Here is a 20028-nt window from a genome sequence, read left to right as displayed (position 1 = left end):
TCATTCCTCCTCTTCCCCGATCTCCCGCCAGAAGTCCTCTGTTTTCACCGGCAGGATGTAGCGCAGGTGGTCGCCGTCCTGCCCGTCCTGAAAATGGCAGGCGCTGGCCCACTGGCAGTATTTGCAGTAGCTGTCGTCCTCGCTGCGGCACCAGGGGTCGGCGTCGATGTTGCCCTGGCGCAGCTCCCGGGCGATCTGGCGCAGCTGGCGCTCCACATACTGCCCCAGTCTGCCCAGCTGGGCCGCCGAGGCGATGCTGCCGGAGAGCTCCCCGCTCCGGTTCACCCGCAGGGGCAGATACCGGGGCTCCCGGAGCGCGTCGTGCTCCATGGCCTGGAGCACCGCCGGCTCCGCCAGCAAAAGCCCTGAGCGGCGCAGCTGCTTCTCCCGCTCGCTTTTCAGCTTCTCCGGAGCCACGTTCCGCTCCATGGAGAGGATCTCGTCCCTGGCGGGGAGGTACATCACGCCCGCCGGCTCGATCTCCCGGCCGAAATGGCCGCTTCCCTCCTTCTGCAGGGTGAAGAGGTAGAGCAGCATCTGGATGTCCAGTCCCATCCGCACCGCGGAGAGATCGAAGGCCTTCCGGCCGGACTTGTAGTCCACCACCCGGAGGTAGAGCTTATCGTCCTTCACCCAGCCGTCCACCCGGTCCACCTTGCCGCCCACCCGCAGCTCGCCGTCGGGCTCGGAGATCACTACGGCGGGCAGGTCCCCGCCGTCCCCGAAGGACAGCTCAAACTCCAGGGGGATGAAGTCCGAGTTCCGCAGCTCCTCCGCCACCTGCTCCACCACGGCGTAGGCGGTATTCCGCAGCCGGGCGAAGAGATAACGGAACCGGGCGCTCTTTCCCTCCAGGTCCGGCAGCTCCCGGGCGGCGTATTCCTCGATGTACCTGCGCACCAGGGCCCGGAGCTCCTCCCGCTCCACCCGGGCGAAGCCCCCCTGGGCCAGCACGTCCCGGGTGACGTTCTCCAGCAGGTAGTGGAGAAAGGTGCCGATCTGGGGCGCGTCAAAGGCGGCGGGGGTCCGGGGCCTTGCCCGCAGGCCGTACTCCATAAAGTAGGCGAAGTGGCACGAGCGCATCCGCTCCAGCCGGGAGGCGGACATGGCGGCCCGCTCGCCGTACAGCGCCCGCACCGCCCCGGGGGACAGGCTTCCCCGGTGCAGCCGGGAGGCCCGCTCCATGGCCGAGAGCCGCCCGGCAAAGGCGGGCCGCTCCGCGAAGTAGCGCCAAAGCGCCCCGCCGGGGACGGCCGCCTCCAGCGCCGGAACGGCCGCCGTCAGGCGGTACTCCCGGCCGCCGCTCTCCCGCTCCACCCGCAGGTCCGGAAACAGCGTCCGCAGCCGCCCGATCACAAAGGCGGGGCGCAGCTCCGCCCCGGCGGCGTCCGCCGTGGGGTAGCTGACCGTCAGCCCATGGGTGGGCTGGGCCAGGGCGGCGTAGAGATTCTGGAGCTCAATGCCCATGCGCTCCATGCCGGCGGGGGCCAGCTCAACACCCCGCTGGGCCAGCTCGTCCCGGTCGTCGTCATTGAGAATGCCGCCCCCCTGGCCAGGGAAGGGCAGGACGTGGTCGTTGGCCCCCAGGAGGAAGAGGTATTTTGCCGTGTGCCGGTCGTTCCGGGTGATCTCGCTGACGGACACCTGGTCCAGCGACACGGGGATGGTGCCCACGCTGTACTGGGTCATCACCTGGCGGAACAGCCGGGTGAACTCCTCCAGCCCCATGGGCTCCGGCCCCAGGATCTCCACAAACTGGTCCAGCACGCCGCAGAGAATCTCCCACAGCTGGGCCGTCTCCTCCGCGTCCTGGAGCCGTCCGGCGGCGGCCTGGAGGCGCATCTGGGCCTCCAGGGCGTCCTGGAGCGTCAGCTCCTCCATAAAGCCGTAGAGGGCGGCGATCTTCTCCCCCGCCGTCTCCCCGGTCTGCAGGCCCTCCGCCAGGCGGGCCAGGGGCCGGCGCACCCGGCGGCGCAGGCTGTTGACCCGGTCCAGACGGGCCTGCCGGGCCTCGTTCCAGGGCGCGCCGTAGCCGTCTGGGTTCTCCGCCCAGTCCACATCCCGCAGCCACATTCCGCCGTGGACCTCCCACTTGAGCACGTAGTTCTCCAGCAAATCGCACTCCTCCGGCGTGAGGCCGGCAAGGCCGGTCTTGAGCCAGCGGAACATATCGTCGTACTCATACCCGCCGCCGACGGCCGCCAGCACGCCGGTGAGGAGGCTCACCACCGGCTTTTCCAAAATGTCGCTGCGGCGGCTCAGATAGGCCGGAATGCCGTACCGCTCGAACACGGTCTCGATGGTCCCGGCGTAGTCCCCCAGGTTTCGGGCCGCCACGGTGACGTCCCGGAAGCGGCACTTCCCCGCCGCCGTCAGGCGCAGGATGTCCGCCGCCGTCCGCTCCACCTCGGAGTACACCGTGTCCGCCTCCCGGAGGCGGACGGCGCCGCAGTCCCCTGAAAAGGTCCGGTTCTCGCCGAAGAAGTACCGCTCCACGTGGCCCAGGGCGGTCCCGTCCTCCGCCGCAAGTTCTTGGACCTCCGTCCCGCAGCCGCTCCGCTCCGCCAGGCGGCGCAGACGCTCCAATGTCTTGAGGGAGGGCTCGAAGACCTCCTCCCGGCTGTTCAGCTCTCCCAGCAGCGTGACGGTGACGGACCGGGCCTGCCGCAGCAGCACCTCCAGAACCCGCCGCTCCTGGGCGTTGAAATAGGTGAAGCCGTCGATGAAGACGTCCTTCCCCAGGGCGTAGCCCGAGTCCTCCAGATTGTCGCAGAGCTTGCTCATCCGGTCCCGCGCGTCCAGCCCGGGACGGCGGAGACGGGCCTCATAGGCGCCGTACAGCAGGCTCAGGTCCCGGAGCTTGTCCCGGGTGGCGCCGCCGATCTCCCGGGACTGCTCGTACAGGATCTCCGGCGTCACCTCATAGCACCGCAGCTCGTCAAAGAGGTCCAGCAGCTGCTGGAGAAAGGCGGACTTCTGGGAGGGACGGCGGTAGACCGTCAGCTCCGGAGCCGCCTCCAGCAGGGCCTTTTGCAGCGTCAGCAGCTTGCCGCCTGCGTCCAGCGTCACCTGGGCCGCGCCGCCGGTGATGGCCAGCACCCGCTCGCACAGCCGGCGAAAGCTCAGCACCTCCGCATGGCGGCTGGCGGCAGGGCCGCAGGCCCTGCACAAATCCACCTCCGCCTGATGGGAGGCGTGCTCCGGCACCAGCAGAATCTGCCGCCCGCCGTCCCCCAGCTCCCGGATGCGGCGGAGCGCCATATCCGATTTTCCCGTCTTGGCCCGCCCGATGAGAATGTGCAGCATAAGGCCTGTCCTCCCTGGTTTCGACTGTTTTCCCCATGATAGCACATCCGGCCCGCCGGGGCAAATTTTTTCATACAGCGAAAAACCCGCCGGGGGCGGCGGGCTCTGGCTTGTATTCTCAGAAGCTGTAGCAAGAGAACATTTGTCAAGGGGGATTTCACTCAAAAGATGAAATCCCCCGATAAACTGAAAATAATAGCGGCGAGAAAATGGTTCACATAATAGGTAGCAGCCGCAGGACAGCAAGGACGGCGATATGCACAGGGTAGGCCCAGTAGAAGAGCCATTTACAATTCCGGCCCCGCTGGCCGTTGTAGAAAAAAGCAAGCGCGGAAGCGGCCAGCGCGAAAACTAGATACCAAGGGCGGAAGCCATAGCGCAGTGGATGCAGGAAGCCCGCAATAGAGCGCCATTGCTGATGAGCAACACAGGAACTGTCGCTAGTACGGATGAGAGGAAGTTTCTGTCCGGCTGGGGTGTACCATCCGGCAGTCTGCTGTACAGAAACAGCGTTCCCAAAACCCATGTGTAGGCCAGAGAGAGGCAGATCAGTGCGTTTCCGGTCAGCGCAATCGCCAAGCCTTCTAGGAATGTCCCCAGGAGCCCGAAGGCTACGCCCGCCAGCTAGAACTTTCGAGGCTGGCAGCGCAGAGTTTCGTAGGTGTGAATGGCCGCAACGGCAAAAAACAGTGTGTAGAAAACGCTGGTATGCCGCAGAAAGTCCACCTTGGGAAATCTCTCACCCATTAAAAATGACATCGAAGGCCAAATCGAATGGAATTTCACTGATTAGAGCAAACAAGCCCAGCCGAACGAGATAGCGTTGCCGGTTTCTGGTATGACGGCATCCCTCTGCGATCAAAAAAGCGTAAATTGGGAAAGCCATCCGCCCAATCACTCAAAAAGCATCCAGCGTGGGGAAGACGGCACCCACATGGTCAACAATCATGGCTGCCAGGGCAATCAACTTCAGCTGGAAACCTGTCAAGGGACGCTTGAACTGTATCGCTGTCATTTTGGGTGATTTTCCTTCCATTCAAACAGCCCGATTTGTCGAATTGTTACGAGCAAAGTATAGCATCGATATGGGCGATATTCAGCCCTTGTTTTTGGACGCTGATGGTAGTGGCGAGCAAAGTATAGCATCGATATGGGCGATATTCAGCCCTTGTTTTTGGACGCTGATGGTAGTGGCAAGCAATGCACATGTATATACCCTGTGCCGCTTGTTGGTGGCTAAAGGCCCCCAAGCCCCCAGTGCATCAGCGAAGCTCCGCCCGATGCACAAGCCGCCGTTGGCGTCTGCTGGTATATACTGACAGGGAAGAACCCCCGGCGAAGCCGCCCCCCGGAGGGCGCACGATGACCGCAGGCCATACCACCGCCAGCTTGCTGGTGGTGAGTAAGTGCGCCCTTAGTATAATTATACTAAGGAACAGGGCAAGTTGGCATAGGAAAGAAGCCCTGGCCAGCAGGTTCCCAGTAGACAAATCCCGAGCATAGGGCTATATTGAATATCAGAACAGGAGCATGGACGGGTGCGCCCTGGGTACGGCACATTTTTCAGTGCTGTAAACCCGTTGTCGCGTCAGTCCATCCTTCAGCAGTCATCTATGATTCGGCTGGTTGGAAGCCTGCTGGCTATCCCTGCATTAGGAGTTAGGCCCTGTTTGAAAAATGGCAGAATGCCCAAACGACGGATCTTCTGTTTTGCGCAGAGTGCATCATAATTACGGGGAAATCTCCAATTATCCGTGCGCCCTCTGCCGGAAAGACAAGACCTTCCCCGTCTTTTGCTGGCTCTGTTCCGGAATGTAAACCTCCTGCCCCTGATCCCGGTTCAGCTCCTCCGGCTCGTGGAACGTGGGCACCACCTGGTGCAGCGCCCCCCGAATCACAGAGGGATCGTTCTTTTCCAGGGCGGCCGCCAGAACAGCCAGCTTTTCCTTCAGCTCCTCCGCTGTAACAGCAGGCTGACGCTCCACAAAGATCTGGTCATTTTCCGTCTTTTCAATATCACGGCTGGCGATCAGCAGCTCCTCATAAAGCTTTTCCCCGGGTCTCAGACCAGTCTCCACAATATCAATATCCCGATAGGGTGTGTAGCCGGAGAGACGGATCAGATTTTCCGCCAGATCCAGAATTTTCACCGGGCGGCCCATATCCAGGACATACAGCTCGTTCTGCTCTGCCATGGCTCCGGCCTGCAGCACCAGCTGGGCGGCCTCCGGGATGGTCATGAAATACCGAATGATCCGCTTGTCCGTCACGGTAACAGGACCGCCCTCGGCAATTTGACGCTTGAACAAGGGCACCACGGAACCGTTGGAGCCCAGCACATTTCCAAACCGCACCGCAGCAAAGGCCGTCTCGCTGCGCCCCTTCATAGACTGTACGATCATCTCACACATCCGCTTGGTAGCGCCCATGACGGACGTGGGATTCACCGCCTTGTCGGTTGAGATCTGGATAAACTTGGAAACGCCGTACTCGTCCGCCGTCCGCACCAAGTTCAGCGTGCCGAACACATTGTTCCGCACCGCCTCCTGGGGGCTCTGCTCCATCAAGGGGACGTGCTTGTGAGCGGCGGCATGAAACACCACATCGGGCCGGTATCGGGCAAACAGCTGCCGCAGCCGCTCTTGATCTCGGATGGAGGCGATCTCCACCGAAAGGTCCAGCCGCCCGCCGTACTTGTACAGCAGCTCCTGCTGAATATCATAGGCGTTGTTTTCATAGATATCCACGATTACCAGCCGCCGGGGAGCATGCTTGACAATCTGACGGCACAGCTCCGAACCAATAGAACCGCCGCCGCCGGTGACCATGACGGTCTTTCCGCCAAGGAAAGCATCCACCGGAGCAGGATCCAACTGGATCGGGTCCCGCCCCAGCAGATCCTCAATCTGAACATCCCGCATTTGGGCCCGAATAGGCCGCCGGCTCAGCATATCCAAGGTGCTGGGCAGGACCCGGATTTTCACCTTGTCCAGCGAGGACAGCTCCTGCAAAATCTCCTGCCGCCGGGACTCCGTCACAGAGGGAATGGCCACCACGATCTCCCGGATGTCCATGGCCTTCACCCGGGCAGGAATGTCCCTGATACGCCCCTTGACCGGTACGCCCCGGACGCGCCTGCCCTGTTTAGCGGGGTCATCATCGAAAAAACACTGGACGGCGTAGGGGCTGTCCTGGTTGTTCTGGACCTCCTCCAGCAGCTGCACGCCGGCGGCGCCGGCGCCCACGATGGCCATAGAGATCCGGTGTGAACCCTGGCGGTATTGGAGGTGTCCCCGGCCTACGCGGTACACAAAGCGAACCAGCAGCATACCAAGAACCCAGAGCGCGGCGATGGCGGTGAGGAGCACGAAAAAGATAACGCCAATGCTCAAAACAAAGTGGGTGATGACCTCATATGCACCAAAGCCGCAGAGCGCAGCCATCAGCAGCGAGAGGTACTCCCGGCTCTCAGCGTAGCGCCAAAGACTATCGTATGTATGGAACAGAAGTTGAAATGCAACCGTACAAAAATAGAGGAGAATCAGGTGTGGAATCAAATTTCCTGTCCCTACGGCGTCCGACAGAGAATAGCGCAGGGAAAAAAGGGCCAATGGAAGAGCCACACCCACCAGAATTATGGCGTCACATAGAAAAAGAAAGAGATTCCGAAAACGATTCATTAGTACAAAGTCAGCCTTTCTGTAATCTGCTTTTTCGATAGGAGACAGCAGAAATCATGCAAAAGCAACGCAAAGTTACCTTTGCATGATAATATAACACAATATTTTGACTTTGAAAAGAGGGTTAAGAAAATTTCCAGAACTCCACTGGAGACCCGTCCAGGCCTTGTTGAAAAGGGAAATGGTCTCAAACAGCGGAAATTTTCCTCTGTGCAACGTTAAAAAATCTTGAAGTCCGCCATCCTCGGCCCAATGGGAGGTCTGACTTCATTGAAAATGCAAGTCCACAATTCCTATAAACGTTTGCTTTATCCCGCGAAAAATCTCTTGCTTCTATACATTCCGCCATTTATAACCAGGCCGCTCAACATACGCCGGAATCCCGGCAAAGCGCCTGGTCATATTGGTACGCTGGTTATGCGCCATCTGCAAAATCAAGCTATCAACCGCTCTATAAAAGATCAGGATTGCCGCAACAGCATTTCGGCAATCAAAAAGTCCAGTTTTACGTCAATATCAATGGAACGTTCTCTGGGCATGGTATATGCATAGCAATTCGAATTGTACACAACACCGCCTTGGGCTTGAAGCGCAGATACTGTCAGAAGATACAGCGCGCCGTTGATGCGGTAATATGGTCTCAGGATCTGACGTGGACCACGATTTTCAGAGAGGAGAAAACCGTCCATACAACCGTCCTCTGGCAGGGTATTGCACCAGAGCGGGGGATGGTCTACCTCACAAACAGAAATAATCGCTTCGGCATGTTTTTCCTCCATCAGTTGATATGCGCGGCAAATGTCGTCCGGCTTCCGCAGCGGCGAAGTGGGCTGAAGCAAAGCCACTGTTTCAAAAAATTTTTCTGTACGGGCATATTTTTCCAGAACCTCCAGCACAACATCCCAGGACGACGTATCATCCGCAGCCGTTTCCGTACTCCGCAGAAAGGGAATATCCGCGTTATACCGGCGCGCAATGTCGGCATATTCTTCAGAGTCTGTGGATACATGTACCGTGTCAAAGCAGCCAGAGGAAAATGCCGCCTCAATGGAATACGCCAGTAGAGGCTTTCCATTCAAAGGAAGAATATTTTTATCTTTCAAGCCCTTGGAACCACTGCGAGCCGGGATAATGGCAAGATTTTTCATAAACTATACCTCAAAAGAAACATCGTAAAACGTTTTTTTCAGGCTCTTGTTGGACGATTCTAAAAAACGCAAGAGCACAGGAAGTATCTTTTCAGATGTATGCCCATCGCCAAAGGGACTGGATGCCTGCGCCGCAGCTATCCGAAATTCGGGCGTCATCACCCGCCGCATGGCGAACGCAATATCACCGGCAGAGGGCTGACAGCAAAGAACACTCTCCGCCATAACGCGGCCCTTTTGGCGATCTCCGATATTGATAGTAGGCGTATGGAAAAACGGAGCCTCCACAATCCCACTGGAAGAATTCCCCAACACAAATTCAGCAGAACGTATAGCAGACACATAACGTTTTGCACCAAGAGAGGGAATCACCAGCCAATTCGAGTGGCAGCGACTCTCTTCTTTCCAGATGTGGTTGATGATTCGTCCCCCGGCATCCGCATTGGCCAAAGTAACGATATAATCTAGCTGCGGAAAAGCATCCATCGCCTGAATCAATTCTCGCAGCTGCTCTTCTGCTTTCCCATCTTCCATGGTAACCGGGTGAAAGGTTACCACGGCGTAAGGTCGTCCCACTCTTGGAAAGCCAATATCCATTCGTAAATCCTCCGATGTAAGAACCGCTAAATTGGCGGCATTCTCTACACCGGGCTCACCTACGTTAAACACCCGCTCTGGCGCCTCTCCCAGCTGAATTACTCTGTGCCTGTATTCTTCGCACCCGGTAAAATGGAGAATACTCATTTTCGTGATTGAGTGGCGGAAAAACTCATCCACAGCACCCTCTGTCGTTTCTCCACCGCAGAGATGCGCAATGGGAACTCCCAGCATAGCAGCTGCAGAAGCAGCGGCAAAGATTTCGTACCGGTCCCCCAGGACTATCAGCAAATCCAGCCGTTTCCGGGAAAAATAATCCGCAAAGGCAGAAAGCGCCTTTCCCGTAATCTGGGCCATATCAACTTTGCTGTCTCCGTCGTGTAAAATGGGAATCCTATCACAGCAGAGAAAACCGGCCTCCTCAATTTCGCACACGGTTCCACCAAAAGTTTGGCTTAAATGACTGCCAGTTACTGCCAGCTGTAACTCCACGGATGGTTCCAGCTCTAACCTCTCCAAGAGCGGGCGCAGCAATCCAAACTCTGCCCGGGTGCCGGTCACAGCGCACACAGAATATTTCACAAAGACTTCCCCCTGCTCACAGTTCTATCAGCTCATCTGCCGCAAAATCTCTCACAGCCTGAGTGCCTAGCACCTCGAACCACCGCATGGGAGAGATACCGCTGCCCGGGCGCTTAGCAGCCAGATTTTTCTCTGTCAGCACTTCCCCTCTTTGAATAGCACACCGCGCTACAATGCTCTTTCGGGCAACGTCGATATTTTTTTGTTCTGAGGGACTGGGCCGTTTGACACCATCTCCTAATGCCGCCTCCACATGGCGGACTCCCTCCACCAGGGCCTTCAACTCCTGCGGTTCCAAACTGGCTCTGTGGTCGGGCCCCTCCATATTTTTATCCAAGGTAAAGTGCTTTTCAATGATCGACGCTCCAAGAGCCGCCGCCGCAATCGGAATCTCAATGCCAGGAGTATGGTCGGAATAACCGACTTCCACATTAAAAGAGCTCCTCATAGTCTCCATAGCCCGCAGATTTGCATCCGAAAAGGGCGTGGGATACTCTGTGTTGCAGTGGAGCAGAGTGACCTTAGGCGTGCCATTGGCCTTCAAGACGTCAATTGCCGTCCTGATCTCCTCCATTTCGCACATTCCGGTAGACATCACCACCGGCTTATTGGTCCTTGCAATGGCCAGCAGATAGGGGAGATTTGTGATTTCGCCAGAGGGAATCTTCCAAAAGGGCATGTCCAATGTATCCAGAAAAATGATGCTGTCCAAATCAAAGGGGGTAGACAAAAAGGTGATTCCGATCTCGTTACAACGCTCTCTCAGTTTCAAAAATGCCTCAAATGGCAGTTCTAATTTTTTCACCATATCAAGCTGCGAAACATCACCGCCCGTTGCCTCCTTTTGATAGGGCGCCTTCTCGGCCTGATGGCAAATCGTATTTTCCGAAATAAACGTTTGAAATTTGACACAATCCGCACCGGCCTCCTGCGCCTTTTCCACTAAGGCGAAAGCTGTTTCCAAACTACCGTTGTGATTAACCCCCGCCTCGGCAATGATATACACACTCAATGCAGTTCACCTCTCCAAAATTCTCCCGGGATTTCCAACTATAGTACAATAACCAGGGACATCCCGAATAATCACACTTCCGGCCCCAACAACCGTATTAGGACCTAATTGTTTTCCCTGGATAATGCAAGCTCCCGTACCAATTTCACAGCCGCTGCCAATTTGGACATTTCCTGAAATATTTGCTCCAGGATTAACCATGATAAAATGTTCCAACCGAGTATCATGTCCAAGCGTACAACCCAAATTTAAGGAGACAAAATTTCCTAAAACTACATTTGGCGCAATTAGTACCCCCGGACAAACAATGCAGCCTTCTCCAAAGCGGACATGCTTTGATACTTCTGCACGTTTTGCCACAAGGGTAGGAAACTCTATTTGGTGTCCCCTGTATTTTTTCATCACATTTTGCCGCAATGACGGTGCGCCAAGCCCACAAGCTGCGCTGATGGGGTGAGGATATTGCAGCAACCATTCGTCGTTCCCAAGTATACCGTATCCCGCAACTGGTTCAGCACCTGATACCTCATCAATAAATCCTAAAATATTCCATTTTTTATCTTCTTCGTTCAGCGCTTCCAAAAGCCACAAAACATCTTTTGCAAATCCATTTGAACCTAAAATAACAATATCCTTCATGCACTTTTCTCCTCTATACTTCAATTACAGCTATTCCGGAAGCAAAAACGCCATGTCGCGCAGTCAAGTATACCACCTCTTCTGCATGACAGGCGATGAAGGAATACGGCTGTCTTCACAAGGAGAGATTTCTCTTTCAACAAATGACTGTATAGACTGGAAAATATATATTTGTCAAATTCATTCAAAAATATGCTGCCAGCACTTAGGCCATGTTTGAAAAAAGTCAAAACGCCCAAACGGTGGATCTTGATCCGCCACTCTGCGTTAAATTTTCTTGCCGGGCGTCAGCCCACCTGCAAAAATTTGCCTTGATTGGCGAAAAAATCTCTTGCCGTTGGGCATTCCGCCATTTTTCAAACAAGGCCTAGAAGTCTGCCATCTTTCAAACAAAGTCAAGTCTTTCATATGTCTGATTGCTTTGTTATCCTTCCCCAAATCGTCTTCGCATCTTTTCCAATTCCTCCATCTGTCCCATATCCAGCCATTCCTCCTCGCTGACAGGGTATACCGCCGTCCGACGGCCCTTCTGCCGCTGGCCTTCAATAATATCCGGGAATCCCTGGGACTTATCTTCGGGAATATCCTCCAACACCTCCGGCTCTACTAGATACAACCCTGTGTTGGTCAGAAACGACAGCTCTGGCTTTTCACGAAATGCAGTGATTACACCCCCTTTCCCCATCTCTACGACACCGTAGGGAATCGTCATATTTTTACATGCACCTACGATTGTCACTGCATTGTGGTTCGTCTGGTGGAATTCCGCCATCTTTGCGTAATCCGAGCGAAGGAGAATATCACAGTTGGTGAAAAAGAAGGTCTTATCCAAACGCCCCTTTAATAGGGAGAGTCCACCGCCAGTGCCAAGCGGCTGCACCTCGTCATACCAGCAAATATGATAATCCTGTTGACTGTCGTTGAAGTACGCCTTCAACAGTCCTTTCTTGTAGTTGACCACAATATGAAATTCTGTGCAGCCATAGCGCAAAAAACGCTGCATGATATGCTCTATAATCGGCAAATCCCCTATGGGAATCAGGGGTTTGGGCAGAATACGCGTATAGGGGTCCAGCCGTTTTCCCATCCCCCCCGCCATAATGACTACAGGAAGAGCCAGTTGAGGCAACGGAGATGTCTGAGCGCTGTCCGGTCCCAGCAAAATATCCACCAGAGTGTTGTCCGCTTTCACAACAGGTACTGCTGTCAGATCTCCGCCCTCGCCGCGAAGGAGAGCGCGGGCCTGTTCTGCATTCTCTGCCGTTCTTGGATGGAGATGCGCTGCATCGGCCGCCAGCGCATCCATTCTGCCGCCAGCGAGCAAAAAGCGCCGTATATCTCCATCAGTTAGCGTGCCATATAATTTGTCATCATTTAAGACAAAAATAATCTTTTTTGCCGTGCTGTTTAGCTGCCGCATAGCATCACGGATTGTCGTTGTGTGGGATACACATAATTCGGAATGGTTCATGGTGCATCTGCCTCCTTTGCCAGTATGAATTTTTAGCCAGTGCAATGGACAATTCCACTAGGGTCTATTTTAGAACTGGTGAAGTAGCGACATTTATTTGATTAGAGTATTCTCGTTCCACTTATTGATTCAACATAGAAAATATCTGAAAACGGGCGGGAAGGCGGACATATAGCCAAATAAAAATTTCGATTCGAAGCATAACGCTGAGGCATATATAGGATACAATCGCAGTGCAGCCCGCGATCATCAAAGACAAGCTGTTTCCTAAAATATTCAACAAAATATGATAACAACACCAGCACAGAAGTAAGCTAATCAGCGATGCCGTCATGATCTTCAAAAATTGCGGCATTTGCGTTCGGTCCAACACACGCATTTCCAACTTCCGAAGATCAAAAAGTACCAGTATAGACGCAATCAATCCGGCAAGACTGGTTGCCGCAGCAAGCCCGATATAACCCAAAGAATATGCCAGCAAAAAATCCAATAAGATATTACAGCTAACAGAAATTACGGTATTTTTCAAAATCTTTCTCTGCTCCATATGTGCGGAGAGCGCCTGTGTTCCAATCTGCCGCAGTGCGTAAAAAGGAACTCCCAAAGCGTAAAAGGCGAGACAGCCGGCAGTCATGGCAGTAGAATCAGCAGAAAAATTTCCACGCTCCAGCAAAAACGCCACTAATGGTTTTGAAAACAGGAACAGTCCTCCCATCACCGGAAGCGAGAGATAGACTGCCAACATGAACGCTTTCCGGATAAAGTACAGTCCGCCTTCAATATTCCCTTTGGCAAAATAGGAGTTAATTTTGGGATAGCACACAGAGAGAAACACAGAGGTGGTTAAAGAATAAAAAATCAGCTGAATTTTGTCCGCATAGCTCAGCGCACTGATAACACCCTCTCCCAGAGTAGAGGCAAATACACGGTCTACTACGCCGTTCAACTGATTAACCAGCCGGCTAATACCTAATGGGATAGCCATGCGGCAGAGAAGAAAAAATCTTGGATTTTGAAGCTGGAGGCATGGCGTATAGTGCAGCCCGGTTTTACGGATGGCATATCCGCTCAAAAGAATGACCGCTGTCAGGCCAGAGAGCAAATAGCCATAGATCATAATATCGGGAGCAGCCTTAGACGCTAGAAGAATACCAGCAATCTCAACTATATTGACGACAATAAAAGCACAAAAATTAGTAAAGACAAAGCGCTCTTTTGCCTGCAGCTGCGCCGAGAAAAGACTCTGCCCCATCAGCACCGGAAAAACAGGCGAAATCAACCGGATAAAGTGAATCAGAAGCGCCTGTGCCTGTGCGTCAAATCCTGGGGCGAGGAGAGTGGATATCCGCTTCGCACCAACAAAGCAGAGGAGGGAGACAAAAACAGATATGACGGAAAATACAGATAGTACATTGCTGAAAAAAGCATCCCTGTCCGGCTCCTCCTTTATCCGCATATATACAGGGATATAGGCATCAGAAATCCCATAGGCATACATGGCAAACAGAACACTGGGCAGTGTAATGCAGGCGGTGTAGACATCCACGATATAGGATGTTCCAAACTGATAGGCCAACGTAAGTTCCCGTATAAAACCTAGCAATTTAGAAAGTATCAGCAATAAAGTGACCGCCAAAGCTGAGGTGGAAAGCTTTTGCACAGAACACTCTCCTTTTATGAAAGCGGCTCATGGACGAATTTCCTGGCCGGTAAGTTTACAGCGAGGTTCCAAGTTCTATCTGCCGATAGAATTTGCACAGCTTCACATGTTCACGAAGCGGCAGCAGCGGAGCGGAGGCGTCTGTAAGGAACGCCGAGGTCTGCCTGTAAAGACCAGGCTTGTAATCAACATCCAACGCATCTTCAATGTCCATCTTTTCAACTACCAAAGATCCTCTTTGCTGAAATCGCAATTCCTCAAGCGGGCAGAGAAGAAGTTTGCGCTTTTTAGTCAGAATTTCTACGGACCAGCGCCCCGCGCTCTCCCAGTCGGCATGGTAGGCAAACGGCACTCCATCCACAGTGAGCCCCGCGCCAGAAAAACTGCTGGCATTTTTGTACCAGTCCAGAGAACCGGCAGTGTAGGCATTCATTACCGCAGGCATGCCGCCAAGATAAAAGGCAAGGTCGATTACATGAGTCGAGTTTCCCAGAAACCAGTGGTTCAATTGAATAGCCGGCTTATCCAAAAGACTGATTTTGTGAGCCCATTCTGTAAACTCAAAGCAAAAACTGCTGACACCGCCATCCTCTGCAATACATTTTTTTGCCTGGATGACAGAGGCATAAAACCTGCGGTTATAGGCGATGAAAACCTGGGAACCTGCCTGGTCCGCCATTTGAGACAACTCCTGAATTTGTTCATAATGAATGCCGCCAGGTTTTTCTACCAAAATTCGTCTTACGCCATTTTGAAGCAGAAACTTGACTACTGGGTAGAGAGATTCAAAACTCACTGCCACAATTGCTTCTTGCGGCGGTACAGATTGATCTTTCATATACTTCTTTAAGCCACCTGCCGCCGGACAGATACCAGTCCTATGGAAAAATGACTCTGCTGACTGCTGACTGCGGCCCGCAACACAGAAATTGATTCCCAGCGCTTGAAGAACGGAGGCATACTCCGCCCCCATATACCCACAGCCAACTAAAAGAAGCGGAGTTACGTAATTGGACACAAATCCTCCTCCTTTTCTATAAGTGCATTTCGTTTTTTGATAAATTCTTGTAAAATAGGAACATGCAAATCGGCTGATTCCCGGTAAGCTGTTAGTTTAGGAATTTGTCCGCTGAAGAGCTGATCAACAACTTGATTTGTTGTCTGACTTACAGGCAATAGATCAAAGCGGCGTATATCAGCAGGTTTTGACCCGTCCAGCGGCTGCGATAAGATCGTCCCCATAGATTCGCAAATGCAATAGTATGTCGCATCAGTATAGATTTCAATTTCTGCGGCCGACTGCCCGTGAATGCAGTCAATAGAGAAAAGAGATTGTTCATTGAGCTTGCCGACTAGTTTTCCGTAAAATTCAATATAGTTCGAACGTTTGCTCTCAAAAATCTTATCTTCCAGCATCGCGCCTGAGCAAGAAACTGCGGGATTTTCGGCTCCAGTGAGAAACGCAAAAAGATCAAGAATATGAATGCTGTTACAGGCAAGCCCCCAGTCCCCTCCTCGCATAGAGAAAAAGATTTTCTTTGCTGCCGCCAGTTCTTCGCGCAGAGCAATATAGACGTCAGCTGTCCTGCGAATACAGTTTACATAGGCGGCGATCCCCCCTTTATCCAATAGCGTCTGAACGTGCAAATAATCTTCAACACGCGGAAAGAGAACCTTTTCAAAAATTATATTTTTTACAGTGTGCAGAGAAATAAGTTCCTCAAAAACTGCTCTTCGTGGGATAGATGAGGTTGCAATAATAGCAGTATGGAAAGCGGTGGGAACGTCAATATCCTTCAACGATGAATAATAATAAATCAATCTGCCATTTGCGTTATCTGCGGCGTACAACTTTGCTCTCGTAATCGCGCTGTCGTCAAAATCAACTACGTAGAGATCAAAAGAAGAGCTGCAGTTGAGAAGTGCCTGAAAATGACGAAAACCGATATTTCCAACAGCAATCAATAAAACATGGTTCATCTGAATACAATTCCTCACTTATTCAAATATGATCTAAAAAAGTGTTAGGCCTTGTTTGATAAATGGCGAAATTCGCAGGGGTGAGAAATTTTTTCGCCGGTCAAGGTGATTTGACGTCGCCATACTTTGTGTATGGCAAGGAAACTCAACGCGGAGCGGCGGAAAAAGGTCCGCCGCTTGAGCGTTTTGACATTTTTCAAACAAGGCCTAAGCTTTCTCAAAACAACAGTGTATAACTATACAAGGACTCCTCAATATGAAGGCCTCGGCCATTATTCCAGGCTCGCCAGCAATTCAGACAACCGCCTATGTTCTTTTTTCATGCAGATATATTGCCGAGCGGTTAGATCATCATAGAGCCCAGGAATAGTGATGTCATCAATCACTATCGGTATATTATTATATACAGCCTGAATCAGAGCCGCCGAAGAGAGGGCAATTGCGCAGTCTGTACGCAGCAGAGATTGTTCAATCGAGACTTCACGAGGATCTTCCAAGAGTAATCCAGACGAATCTTTATAGAGAGATTTTACCAAATCAATATGCAGCGGATGTGGCCTGACGGCAATTTTACCGCCTCGTTTTTGCAGAATCGTGAGGTTTTTAATAATTGTCTCAAGTTCTTGGGGAGTGGGTATTTGTAAATAGTACGTATAGTCTACCCGCTCTAAAGTAGTGGTTTGTTCAGAAAAGCATAGGCTAAGAGGACGTTCAGTAACAAATTGCCCTGGAGCCGCCCGCAGAGAACGTAATATATCCGCAGAGTGCTGATCCCAAACATAGCATCGGTCAAAACGGAAGAAAGCCTCCCTAATAAAATACATTTTTACACCATGTTGAAAATTGATGTGTTCTACTTGATGTCTCAGGCAGTAGTCTGTCAGCACAGACGAAGTGAACGAATACTCCTCAGAACAGATAATAGCCTTTGGTTGATAACGAGAGATTACATCTCTGTACATGGCGATTTTAAGCATACATTTTAATAAAAAATAAAATGAAAAGGGGTAGCGGCGGTGCAATTTACGCAAATAAACCTGATCCTCTTTATCCAGATAGAGATGATCTTGAAAGTCTTCAATCTGGAGGATTCTGAATTCTTCCTCAAGAGAACGGGGAACAATATTGCGTGGACCGGAAAAGAGCAAAACTGCATCACAAGGCTGTTGGTCAGACAGTTTTACACTGCATAGACGAATCCAGTATATCGGAAATAGAACTGCTGCTGCACAGTTTAACAGAATCGACCAAATATAGCTTTGCAAAAATGTTTGACACTTATATTGCAAATAACTCCGCTCCCAGTCATCCTGCGGGGAAGGAAGTTTCTCTAGAAATAACTTCTGAGCCACAACAGAGGGACCGTAAGCAGTTCCCCGGAAAGGAATCTTTGCAAAGCAATTTTTCAATATCTGAATTGAGTTCAAGATTCCAGCCTCATTTCTTTGAGTGATGCAGGTTCCGATTGAGCAAAAGTAATACCATATATTTCTCCCAAAAACATCCACAAGAAAATGTAGCTTTCACTGGGAGCAAACACAAAATTTCCATTAACGAAATCTCCTGCCAAAATTGCTAAACAAGCAGATACTAGTATGGATAAATGTTTTACGATATTTCCAGATTTTGAGGAAATAAAGCGCAAAGCTTTAATCAATAGTGATAATCCAAAAAAGAAGATCAAACTAACCCCCACAATTCCCGTTCCCACAAGAAGCATCAGATACGCATTGTGTAAATTTACATACTGTCGATCACGATCATTCACATACACACTAATATTTTCATTTGTAACACCAAAAATCGGATGTTGCAAAAATTTCTGAAATCCTTCAGCCCATATAGTCAATCTCCCGCTGTAAATAGAGGATGTCAGAGTTCGTTCAATTGTCATGGGAGGTTTTTCAGTGATTTCAGGCTTTGCGAATTCATTTGGCTCTTCCCCATCTGGTGGTACTTCAGGTAGTGTCGGATGAGAAATGGATTCCTCCATTTTTTCGATAAAAGTACAAACCGTTACACGGGTTCTCTCGAAGAGATTGACAACACTGGCTTCAGCACCTTGGACGGCATAATAGAGCACATATACGGAGATCAACGTACCAAGCACCATAATAATTAACTTGCAGATGCGTTTAACAAGGCAAGCCCCATGGAGCGAAATGATTGAGGTAAGATAGTGGCAGCCCACATAACTAGCAGCAAAAACCATTGCCATTAGTACACTTGTGAATGCGTTTGCCGCACAGAGTGTAAGCATAAAGATAACAATTGAAATACTATAAAACCGTTGGCGATTCTTACCGTTGAGCCAAAGGGAGACCACAGAAATCAACGTGCCTGTTAAACATATACTGCCCAATATAGAGGAAGATGTTCCAATTCCAAAAAGCTGATAGCTGACGACTCCATTTGTAATGGCGCGTCCGTTCATTCCGATGCGGTATACTGTTCCGTTTATGGAAAAAGCGCTAGAATACTGAAACAGCAGCATAACCAACGAGACTACCGAAAAAAACAATGCCCCCCAAATGTAAATGTTGAAAGAAAATTGCAGAATCTCGGCTCGCTCTTTGCTGTCTAGCATTGAAAACTGGAAAAAGAATATAAAAAAGTAAAGGCAGGCAAGGGTCATCTGGCCGCCGTTTGTGACAAAAGTAAATAATCCATCCCGAATATGCCAAAGGATGTTCAGACAGTAAATTGCAGAAAACAAAAAGAGCGGCATAAATAGAGGCTTTTTAATTAGGAGTTTGCCTTGCCCAAAAAAGCGGACAAGCATAATCAGTCCATATGCCAAAACAATTGCAAGGGCAGGGCGAAAAAGCCAATTTGTGTAAGGACAGGCACTGAGTAAACAAATGAATACAAAAAAGGCAGTAAAATATTTCAGCTCATTGGCGTTGATTCTAAATCTCTCTATAGGCATAACCATCATCGGCCTCCGTCAATTCTAATCAAATGTTGTAAATGTCCTCTCTATATCTCCATAGATTTTCGCGGAGGAATACGATTGTTTCTCCCAGCCCCTCCTCCAGCGTATACTGCGGAGCCCAGCTAGTCATGCGTTTGATTTTCTCATTACAGCCCAGAAGACGGTTGACTTCGCTTTTTCCCGGACGCAGCCGTTCCTCATCACATATGATTTTCGCCTCGGGATTAATCTGCCGGATCAACTCCTCCGCCAATGCACCGATGGAAATCTCTCGCTGTGTGGCAATGTTGATCTCCTCGCCGATGGTACAATCGGAGCGAAATATCTCATAAAATCCTCCGGCTGTGTCCTTCACATAATTGAAATCCCGGGTCGGCGTCAGCGACCCCAATTTAATCTCCGTCCTGCCAGAGAGGAGCTGGGTGATAATTGTTGGGATCACCGCCCGAGCAGACTGACGGGGGCCATAGGCATTAAACGGGCGCACAATGGTGACTGGAAGGGAGAAGCTGCGGTAAAACGACTCTGCCAGCCGGTCCGCGCCAATCTTGGTGGCGGAGTAGGGAGACTGTCCTTGATATGGGTGATTTTCATCAATGGGCACATAGCGCGCCGTCCCGTACACCTCAGATGTAGAGGTGATGAGGACCCGCTCGGTCCCCAGATCACGGGCAGCCTGAAGTACATTCAGGGTTCCCTTGATATTGGTGTCCACGTAGGAATCCGGCGAGTGATAGCTGAAAGGAATGGCAATCAGCGCCGCTAGGTGAAAGACGGCCCCACAGCCCTTCATGGCCTCCCGAACGCCGTTGGGGTCCCGGATGTCACCAGTAAACACCTCTACGTGATCCATAATGGAGGCAGGCAAAGAATCCAGCCATCCCCATGTATTAAAGGAATTGTAGAAGACAAAAGCTCGGACCTCATAGCCTTTTTCCACCAGGAGCTCTGTCAAATGGCTGCCGATAAAGCCGTCGGCACCTGTGACCAGCAGTTTCTTCTCCATTGTGTTAGCTCT

General features: G+C 51.6%; 16 protein-coding genes. All 16 read right to left on the bottom strand.

Annotation, left to right across the window (positions count from 1 at the left end):
- The gene (locus C816_RS04140; protein ID WP_016321160.1) at positions 1-3306 is read right to left on the bottom strand and encodes a PD-(D/E)XK nuclease family protein; all 3306 of its coding nucleotides are present in this window, start codon (positions 3304-3306) and stop codon (positions 1-3) included.
- A gap of 624 nt (positions 3307-3930) precedes the next feature.
- The gene (locus C816_RS25300) at positions 3931-4053 is read right to left on the bottom strand and encodes a hypothetical protein (protein ID WP_256378380.1); all 123 of its coding nucleotides are present in this window, start codon (positions 4051-4053) and stop codon (positions 3931-3933) included.
- Positions 4046-4192 carry a TraX family protein gene (locus tag C816_RS25550; RefSeq protein WP_371254350.1) on the bottom strand — a complete coding sequence of 49 codons (147 nt, stop codon included), beginning with the start codon at positions 4190-4192 and terminating at the stop codon, positions 4046-4048. The genes C816_RS25300 and C816_RS25550 overlap by 8 nt, the downstream gene beginning before the upstream one ends.
- A gap of 12 nt (positions 4193-4204) precedes the next feature.
- Entirely contained in the window at positions 4205-4342 is a 138-nt protein-coding gene (locus C816_RS24715) for a hypothetical protein (protein ID WP_242832106.1), read from the bottom strand.
- Between the two features lie 712 nt (positions 4343-5054).
- Positions 5055-6863, bottom strand: coding sequence for a polysaccharide biosynthesis protein (locus tag C816_RS04135; RefSeq protein WP_196803609.1), 1809 nt, complete (start codon positions 6861-6863; stop codon positions 5055-5057).
- 584 nt (positions 6864-7447) lie between these two features.
- Positions 7448-8134 carry an acylneuraminate cytidylyltransferase family protein gene (locus C816_RS04130; RefSeq protein WP_016321158.1) on the bottom strand — a complete coding sequence of 229 codons (687 nt, stop codon included), beginning with the start codon at positions 8132-8134 and terminating at the stop codon, positions 7448-7450.
- 3 nt (positions 8135-8137) lie between these two features.
- Positions 8138-9313, bottom strand: a complete 1176-nt coding sequence (gene neuC / locus C816_RS04125; RefSeq protein WP_016321157.1) for a UDP-N-acetylglucosamine 2-epimerase — start codon at positions 9311-9313, stop codon at positions 8138-8140.
- Positions 9314-9329: 16 nt separating this feature from the next.
- Positions 9330-10325, bottom strand: a complete 996-nt coding sequence (gene neuB, locus C816_RS04120) for an N-acetylneuraminate synthase (protein WP_016321156.1) — start codon at positions 10323-10325, stop codon at positions 9330-9332.
- A 6-nt stretch (positions 10326-10331) separates the two neighbouring features.
- On the bottom strand, positions 10332-10964 hold the full coding sequence (locus C816_RS22395) for an acetyltransferase (protein ID WP_016321155.1): 633 nt from the start codon (positions 10962-10964) through the stop codon (positions 10332-10334).
- A 424-nt stretch (positions 10965-11388) separates the two neighbouring features.
- Positions 11389-12435 (bottom strand): sugar phosphate nucleotidyltransferase, encoded by a 1047-nt coding sequence (locus tag C816_RS04115; protein ID WP_016321154.1) that lies wholly within the window; start codon positions 12433-12435, stop codon positions 11389-11391.
- Between the two features lie 121 nt (positions 12436-12556).
- A complete protein-coding gene (gene murJ / locus C816_RS04110; RefSeq protein WP_016321153.1) occupies positions 12557-14095 on the bottom strand; it encodes a murein biosynthesis integral membrane protein MurJ in 1539 nt (512 codons plus the stop codon).
- Between the two features lie 55 nt (positions 14096-14150).
- Positions 14151-15113, bottom strand: coding sequence for a Gfo/Idh/MocA family oxidoreductase (locus C816_RS04105; RefSeq protein ID WP_016321152.1), 963 nt, complete (start codon positions 15111-15113; stop codon positions 14151-14153).
- Positions 15098-16075, bottom strand: coding sequence for a hypothetical protein (locus tag C816_RS04100; protein ID WP_016321151.1), 978 nt, complete (start codon positions 16073-16075; stop codon positions 15098-15100). Before C816_RS04100 ends, C816_RS04105 begins: the two co-directional genes overlap by 16 nt.
- Before the next feature lie 272 nt (positions 16076-16347).
- Complete coding sequence (locus C816_RS23430; RefSeq protein WP_016321150.1) at positions 16348-17502, bottom strand: hypothetical protein; 1155 nt, start codon at positions 17500-17502, stop codon at positions 16348-16350.
- Positions 17499-19004: an O-antigen ligase family protein gene (locus C816_RS04095; protein ID WP_196803608.1), complete on the bottom strand. Its 1506-nt coding sequence runs from the start codon at positions 19002-19004 to the stop codon at positions 17499-17501. Before C816_RS04095 ends, C816_RS23430 begins: the two co-directional genes overlap by 4 nt.
- Positions 19005-19032: 28 nt before the next feature.
- The gene (locus C816_RS04090) at positions 19033-20016 is read right to left on the bottom strand and encodes an NAD-dependent 4,6-dehydratase LegB (protein ID WP_016321148.1); all 984 of its coding nucleotides are present in this window, start codon (positions 20014-20016) and stop codon (positions 19033-19035) included.
- Between the last annotated feature and the right edge of the window lie 12 nt (positions 20017-20028).

Source organism: Oscillibacter sp. 1-3 (genome assembly GCF_000403435.2).
Classification (GTDB): domain Bacteria; phylum Bacillota; class Clostridia; order Oscillospirales; family Oscillospiraceae; genus Oscillibacter.
The sequence above is the reverse complement of the archived record's forward strand: the minus strand, read 5'-3'. Positions and strand labels throughout refer to the sequence as shown.

Excerpts from the sequence above, each read along its gene's own strand:
- C816_RS25550 (WP_371254350.1), bottom strand. The coding sequence starts at position 4,192 with ATGGCTTTCCCAATTTACGCTTTTTTGATCGCAGAGGGATGCCGTCAT.
- C816_RS04095 (WP_196803608.1), bottom strand. The coding sequence starts at position 19,004 with ATGCCTATAGAGAGATTTAGAATCAACGCCAATGAGCTGAAATATTTT.
- C816_RS04130 (WP_016321158.1), bottom strand. The coding sequence starts at position 8,134 with ATGAAAAATCTTGCCATTATCCCGGCTCGCAGTGGTTCCAAGGGCTTG.
- C816_RS04100 (WP_016321151.1), bottom strand. The coding sequence starts at position 16,075 with ATGAACCATGTTTTATTGATTGCTGTTGGAAATATCGGTTTTCGTCAT.
- C816_RS22395 (WP_016321155.1), bottom strand. The coding sequence starts at position 10,964 with ATGAAGGATATTGTTATTTTAGGTTCAAATGGATTTGCAAAAGATGTT.
- C816_RS04140 (WP_016321160.1), bottom strand. The coding sequence starts at position 3,306 with ATGCTGCACATTCTCATCGGGCGGGCCAAGACGGGAAAATCGGATATG.
- C816_RS25300 (WP_256378380.1), bottom strand. The coding sequence starts at position 4,053 with ATGGGTGAGAGATTTCCCAAGGTGGACTTTCTGCGGCATACCAGCGTT.
- C816_RS04090 (WP_016321148.1), bottom strand. The coding sequence starts at position 20,016 with ATGGAGAAGAAACTGCTGGTCACAGGTGCCGACGGCTTTATCGGCAGC.
- C816_RS24715 (WP_242832106.1), bottom strand. The coding sequence starts at position 4,342 with ATGGAAGGAAAATCACCCAAAATGACAGCGATACAGTTCAAGCGTCCC.
- C816_RS04115 (WP_016321154.1), bottom strand. The coding sequence starts at position 12,435 with ATGAACCATTCCGAATTATGTGTATCCCACACAACGACAATCCGTGAT.